This is a genomic window from Chryseobacterium aahli (assembly GCF_022699665.1).
GTDB lineage: Bacteria > Bacteroidota > Bacteroidia > Flavobacteriales > Weeksellaceae > Chryseobacterium > Chryseobacterium aahli.
In genome coordinates this window covers 340,083-346,082 of sequence record NZ_JALDNB010000004.1, presented here as the reverse complement: position 1 = coordinate 346,082, position 6,000 = coordinate 340,083, and the positions used below count along the sequence as shown (strand labels likewise).

Below are 6,000 nucleotides of genomic sequence, written 5' to 3'. Positions count from 1 at the left end.
AGCAGAGGACTAATGCGGGAGTTAAACCTTAAGTTCAGCACGATTGCTAGTTCACCTCTGTTTTCCTTTGAATAAATTTAAGTAGTTTTTATTATTACAAAGTAAAGGCACGATTGTATCGTGTGGCGGATAAAGAAAAACCTCGCAACTTGCGAGGTTTTTAAGTTTTATAAAGCAGCTACATTTTTTAGTGCTACTTAATGTTACTTACAAAGTTAAGTGCTTTGTGATTTTTAGTCTAAAAATCTGTATGGGATAAAATCTTTCAAAGTTCTTTTCAAATTTTCATCTAACTTTCCTTTTCTTAAATGCGCTTTGTTTAAAGTTGAGTTGTTTATTAAGCTCTCATTTTTTGAAATTATTGATAGAAGCTTCTTAAGATCATTAATTTTATATGAAACTAACTTCAATGAAGCTAGATAATCAAAAAAACCGAAGAGTTTTACAATTTCTTTATATTCAATCTCAGTAATGATAGGTATTTCGACACTTTTGTTGGTGGTCAGAAATGTAATGAGATTTGAAAAGTTGGCTTTCCATTCTTTTTGTCTTCGTTCATCTCCTTGTAGCCCATCTAAATCAATGAATTTGTGAATGATTTTTGTGGCTTCGATTCCTGTACAATAAAATTTTAGCGTGTCTTTTAATTCCTTAATCAAAATAGCTTCATTCGTTTTTTGCTTTAGTTCGTTTATAGCTATTTCATTGGGATCCAACTGACCACTATAATAGGAGTGTGTATTTAAGAGTGAAAATTCCTCAGTATAAGTTTTTTTGAAAAAAAGCAATAAAAATTCATCTGTAACGAAGCTAAAAGATGAATCAATTATATAAATATTTATTTCTTCAAAAATATCTATTTTTTTTTGATTCGACTTTCAGCAAGCTAATCGCCTCACTCCAATTATAATTTGAGCTTACAGAATTGTAATAAGAATAATTGTAGTTTTTAATGTAGCTTAAACCGGTTCTCTCGAAAATTTGTGATTTTACATTTGAAAGTCTGCTATCAAGCAAGTTTATTATTTCATTTTCTCTAATTATTAGATTGTCTTGTTCAAATTTTAATTCCTGAAGTTCCTGATCAAGATATCTAGATAGATCAAGCGGAGGAAATATAAAAGGAGCGAAAAATAAATGATTGTTATTATTTATTAAAGCTGGGGTTTGAATGTTTTCGTGGTGCAAATACTTCTGAAGATCGGTGTTCTTAATAATCATGTGGGCTAATCTGAAAAGTTCAGCTTGAAATGATATCCACATATATAATGTTAGTTCCTCAGTACTTTTTACAGAATATTTGAAATTCTTTGATTGAGGAAAGCGTCCATCAGAAAATAGTAATTGGAAAACTGATGCCACATGTGTTTCATTCGTTTTCAAGTAATCTTCATTTACATTAAAAAATCGCTCTGAATGAGAAAACAAGAAATAAAATTTCGAAAACTCATCCAAATAAAAAATGTCGTTATATCTTCTTAAAATATCCTGAACGCCATTGTTTATTTTAAAATACTCATCAACGAATGATAGTGTTTGAGAATCCTGCTCCAGGTTTTCTAATAATTTTAGATTCTCTATTTCCATGCCTTATCCATTTGATCGTCAGTAAATGCCTCAGTAACCTTCATATACTTATCTAAAACCACATCTTTCTTGATATTTGCAATCTTCTTAATAGCCTTTGGTTCCATTCCCAATAGAAGAGAATTAGTTATAAATGTTTTCCTTGCCGTATGGCTCGTAATAAATTTGCATTTAGGAAGAGTTAAAGTTTCTTTCTTGTTGCCAACAAACCAATGAACCGTAAAAGGCTGGGTAATTTCAGCTAATTCGCAACATTCTTTGATGTAATCGTTAAATTTTTGCGATGATATATGTGGCAAAGGCTCATAGATTGTGCCTTTGTACTTTGCTAGAATCTCTTTTGCATATTTTGTTAGTCTAATTGCGTGATTCTGTGTTTTGGTTTTCTGAATAGAGAGTACAATGTGTTCTTCAGAAATATTCGCTAAATGCAACTTTGACAAATCGGAGAATCGAAGACCTGTAAAACAGCCCATGCAATAAAAATCTCTTACATGACTTAATCTGTCAGTGTCAAATTTGTGATTGTACAGTTTCATCAATTCATCAAATGTGAGGTATACAATGTCGATATCGTGCTCTGCAGCAACAAACTTTTCATAATCCCGATTTGAATGAAAGCCTTTTTCTTCAGACCATTTTAGAAATGATTTTAAAACCTTAATAATCTTTGCAAAGTAGTTTTGTTTAACTTCTTTTTCTTTGTAAGCATATTCCATTAGTGTTTCAAAGAAAACCGAATTTACCTGTTCAAATGAAATTGAAATTCCGGAATCATTGCAGAAATTATCAATAAAGTTTCTGACAGTTGTTTGCCCTTTGGTTGTGTTGGGAGTTTTAGTCAGCTTTCCTTTCTCAATATATTCATCAAAGCATTCAAAGAAATCAAATTTGTTTTCTATTAACTGTTCTTTCTTATCGTAAAGTTCATTAAATTTTTCTGTAGAAAACGCAATATCGTTAACCCTGAAATAAAGCAGTATTTTTTGAACTTTGTCTTCTAATTTCTGCAAGTCGTCATTAATGAGCTGATAATTATTGCTTGATTCCTTCTTTAAATTGGGCTTTACTCTGTGACCTGTCCAATGATTTTCTAAAACAGTTAAACCTGTGTTTTTTCTAATCCTTACACCATCAATTCTAATAATAGCCTGAATTGGAATTAAACCATTTTTATTAATCTTTTCTTTTCTTAATTCGAAAACTAACTTCATTCTGTGTTTAAATTTAATAAAGTAAAATAAAGGGTGGCTAATAGGGTGGCTAATTTTAAATTTAAAATCGATTAAGTTTGAAAAATTAGCACTACCTAAATCATCTATATATCAAAGGTATTGAATATAAACGAATTAAAAACAAGAAAAATTAATAAAACAAATATAGTACCCCCGTCTGGGGTACTTGAAAAGACTGCTAATCATTGATTAGCAGTCTTTTTTGTTTTATGACATTAAAAGGACGTATTTTATTTAAATTATTAAGATATACTTATTTTCAAATTTCCCAAACTTACTCTTCTTTTCAGGTAATTATTCTTACTATTTTAGCAATTACAAAGTGTTATTTCCAGCGAAATTTCAAAAACAGTGATTTTCCCCTTTTGTATATTTAAAGAGTTAACTACTTTTGTTAGATAACCTTATAAAACAATATCCATGAAAACTCCTTTTTTATTTAAGAATGTAAGTTCGTTTTTAGGAATACTAGCGCTGTGTTTAGTTGTGTTCACTTATGTACGCTGTACTCCGCCTCCACCTGAAAATCCTGTAGATGATAGTTATAAAAAGAAACTCATCACGCACGAGGATGCACAGATTCTTTTTGATGAATATACAAGAACCAATAACAAAGTTCTAGCAGACTCCAGAAACGGAAATCCCGACTCAAGATGGTATTCTTTTACCATTGAAGAAATGGAAGGGTATATTCAATATGTAAAAGAACAGGCAAAAGAAAAGAACATTAAAAATGTAGGAATTAAAATTTATATGGGAAAATACCCAGCAAATCATCCAACAAACAAAATGGCAAAACCTGAATTTGGCGGCTATCAAACAATCTTTTTAATGCCGACAGCTAAAAAGCAAGGAACTTCTGATGCGACAATGAAAAGACGTGGAGCAACTGAAGAAGATGAAAAGATAGAGTCTATACAGCCTATGAATATGACAAACCTTTCACCACCTCCTAATAGTTTGTCAGCAAACTCTTTGAACTAGAAATTATAGCCATGGCTTGGAATGTAGAATTAGGTAAACAGATATCAATGGTCATTTTGGTGATCATGATGATTTTGATTATAGTTAAATATAAAAGGATCGAAAAAGTGAATCTGTTTTTTTTCGTAGGATATCTTTTATTATCTGTAAGCGATTTCTTTTTCTATTTTTACTACAAGCTGACTAATTTGCCAACCGAAAAATATTACAGTATTTGTCTCGCAATTGTATTTTTAATGTATTTGCTTTACTATTACAAGTTGATATATCTTCCTCTTCTTAAAAAATTACAACTTGTACTCTTAGTTTTGTTCTTTGTAAATATTTTTGCAGTGTCTTTTATTGAGAAGAGTTTTTTTCAAAATTTATCATTTAATATTTTTTACATCAACATTCTTCTGTTGATATTTTCAATCATATTATTTTTATATCAAACTTTCAATTCAGATAAGATATTCGAAATAAAGAACTACCTACCCTTTTGGCTCTCAGTTGGCTCCTTAATCTTTTATACAGGAATTATTCCCCTTTTCTTCTTTCGTGTAAAAGTTTCAGAAGACCTTTTCGCAATTATTGTATTTTTATTAAATCTAATCAACAATATAGTAATAGCTTTTGGGTTATTCTGGAATAAGCCGGATAAGGCTAAACAAGTCGGATTATGAGTATGGAACTGAATAAAATAATAGTTGTTTTTACGGTTACTTTGTTAATTATTGTGTTGACGATGATTTTCGTTTACGTCATATTTATCCGAAAAAAAACGACGCTATTAATTGAGCAAAAAGAAAAAGACTTGCATTTTGAAAAAGAGCTTGCCACCTCGCAGGTAGAAATGAAAGAACAGACGCTCAATTATATCGGGCAGGAGTTGCATGACGATTTAGGACAAAAACTCTCAGTTGTAAGATTAAGACAAAATCAATTGATTCCAAAGCTGGCAAATACAGAAAAAGAAGAGTTAAGCGAATTAAATGAATTATTAGGCGAATGCATCCAGGATGTCAGAAATTTATCTAAAACTTTAATTACCGAACAAATTATTCATTTCGGATTAATAGAATCTATCGAAAGAGAAATTAAAAGGATAAAAAAGTTACGCTTATTGACCATAGAGTTCATTTCGCAAAAGCACGACATTGATATTACACCAAAACATGGGTTGATTTTATTCCGAATCATTCAGGAAAGTATTAATAATATTTTAAAACATTCAAGAGCCAAAAATGTAGCCATAAAGCTGGAAGACGACCACGATACGTTACAAATTACAATTACAGATAACGGAAAGGGCTTCAATACCAATATTATAAATGATGGTTCAGGATTAAAAAACATGGAGTTAAGAGCTAAATTGATACATGCAGAATTTTCTATTCAGTCAAAGCTTGAAGAAGGAACCAAAACCACAATCACATACCACAAAAACTTACCATGAAAACAATTCCGATTGCAATAGTTGATGATCATACTTTAATGTCTAAAGCATTAGAAAGTATGATCGCAGAAAACCCAAAATACCGTGTGGTAATGAATCAGCCGAATGGGGAAGACTTCATCTCTGGGTTAGAAAATATTTCCGAACTGCCCGCAGTTGTTTTGATGGATATCAATATGCCCTACAAAAACGGCATTGAAACGACAGAATGGCTTACTGAGCATCATCCAGACATCAAAGTGATTGCTTTAACGATGGAAGACGATGAGAAAGTACTAATCAGAATGTTAAAAGCCGGTGCAAAAGGTTATTTGCTGAAAGATATGCAGCCTTCTATACTTTTTCAGGCAATTGATACCGTTTTTGAAAAAGGAAGTTTCTATACCGATTTTGTTGCCCAAAAATTGTTGAAAGTACAAACTGAGGATGCAAAAAATGCCTCACTTCTTTCAGATTTAAAAGAACGCGAAAAAGAATTTATCAAATTAGCATGCAGTGAGCTAACCTACAAAGAAATCGCTGACAAAATGTGCCTCAGTCCAAAAACCATCGATGGTTACAGAGATTCTGTTTTTGTTAAATTAGAAATAAAAAACAGAGTAGGTCTTGTACTTTTTGCTTTAAAACATAATTTGTGTTGATTTAATTTAAATACAAAAATAATCACATGAATTTTTGCTCCAGCGGAGCAATTGTTTGTAGTAATATGTAGCCCATAATTTAGAGTTCCGTAGGAACGACACTTAGTTTTAAAAC

6 protein-coding genes are annotated in these 6,000 nt (G+C 31.1%); 3 read left to right on the top strand and 3 right to left on the bottom strand.

Features of this window, described 5'->3' with window-relative positions; genetic code table 11:
* Positions 1–233: 233 nt before the first annotated feature.
* From MQX03_RS10290 to MQX03_RS10280, 3 genes are all read right to left on the bottom strand, one after another.
* Positions 234–716 (bottom strand): hypothetical protein, encoded by a 483-nt coding sequence (locus MQX03_RS10290; protein WP_242802943.1) that lies wholly within the window; start codon positions 714–716, stop codon positions 234–236.
* Positions 717–846: 130 nt separating this feature from the next.
* Positions 847–1,587 carry a hypothetical protein gene (locus MQX03_RS10285; protein WP_242802941.1) on the bottom strand — a complete coding sequence of 247 codons (741 nt, stop codon included), beginning with the start codon at positions 1,585–1,587 and terminating at the stop codon, positions 847–849.
* Positions 1,578–2,801, bottom strand: a complete 1,224-nt coding sequence (locus MQX03_RS10280; RefSeq protein ID WP_242802939.1) for a site-specific integrase — start codon at positions 2,799–2,801, stop codon at positions 1,578–1,580. The genes MQX03_RS10285 and MQX03_RS10280 overlap by 10 nt, the downstream gene beginning before the upstream one ends.
* A 441-nt stretch (positions 2,802–3,242) precedes the next feature.
* On the opposite strand from MQX03_RS10280, the gene MQX03_RS10275 reads away from it, so the two are divergent.
* The 3 genes from MQX03_RS10275 (at position 3,243) to MQX03_RS10265 (ending at position 5,885) form a co-directional block, all read left to right on the top strand.
* Positions 3,243–3,806 carry a hypothetical protein gene (locus MQX03_RS10275; protein WP_242802937.1) on the top strand — a complete coding sequence of 188 codons (564 nt, stop codon included), beginning with the start codon at positions 3,243–3,245 and terminating at the stop codon, positions 3,804–3,806.
* Between the two features lie 661 nt (positions 3,807–4,467).
* Positions 4,468–5,244: a sensor histidine kinase gene (locus tag MQX03_RS10270; protein WP_242802935.1), complete on the top strand. Its 777-nt coding sequence runs from the start codon at positions 4,468–4,470 to the stop codon at positions 5,242–5,244.
* A complete protein-coding gene (locus tag MQX03_RS10265; protein WP_129535554.1) occupies positions 5,241–5,885 on the top strand; it encodes a response regulator transcription factor in 645 nt (214 codons plus the stop codon). Before MQX03_RS10270 ends, MQX03_RS10265 begins: the two co-directional genes overlap by 4 nt.
* The last annotated feature ends 115 nt before the right edge of the window (positions 5,886–6,000 follow it).

Excerpts from the sequence above, each read along its gene's own strand:
- MQX03_RS10270 (WP_242802935.1), top strand. The coding sequence starts at position 4,468 with ATGAGTATGGAACTGAATAAAATAATAGTTGTTTTTACGGTTACTTTG.
- MQX03_RS10275 (WP_242802937.1), top strand. The coding sequence starts at position 3,243 with ATGAAAACTCCTTTTTTATTTAAGAATGTAAGTTCGTTTTTAGGAATA.
- MQX03_RS10265 (WP_129535554.1), top strand. The coding sequence starts at position 5,241 with ATGAAAACAATTCCGATTGCAATAGTTGATGATCATACTTTAATGTCT.
- MQX03_RS10285 (WP_242802941.1), bottom strand. The coding sequence starts at position 1,587 with ATGGAAATAGAGAATCTAAAATTATTAGAAAACCTGGAGCAGGATTCT.
- MQX03_RS10280 (WP_242802939.1), bottom strand. The coding sequence starts at position 2,801 with ATGAAGTTAGTTTTCGAATTAAGAAAAGAAAAGATTAATAAAAATGGT.